General features: G+C 55.3%; 1 pseudogene. It reads right to left on the minus strand.

The features are described 5' to 3' along the window. Positions 1–322, minus strand: a pseudogene (locus HBA93_RS19990) (group II intron maturase-specific domain-containing protein); the annotation flags it as partial.

Here is a 322-nt window from a genome sequence, read left to right on the forward strand (position 1 = left end):
GTCGGTGAACTTGTAGAACACCGCCCATCCCACCAATTGGCGGTTTAGGCTGGCGATCATGTCGACCGTGCTGACACTATGATTGCCGGATAAGGTTTCGGCGAGCCTGCGAACAAACCCCTTGGCCTTTTCCTTAGGTATCGTCGTGACCACGGACATCCGTCCGTGCGCCCCCCGCTTGCGAATGATCCGGTGCCCCAGAAAGACGAAGCCGTCGTTGACGTGGGTGATATGGTTCTTTTCCATATTCATCGTCAGCTTAAGCCTGTCTTCCAGAAACGCCCTGCATTTCTCGCGAATTTCCTCTGCCTGAGCCTTCGTC

The organism is Ochrobactrum sp. SFR4, from assembly GCF_019730395.1.
Classification (GTDB): Bacteria; Pseudomonadota; Alphaproteobacteria; order Rhizobiales; family Rhizobiaceae; genus Pseudochrobactrum.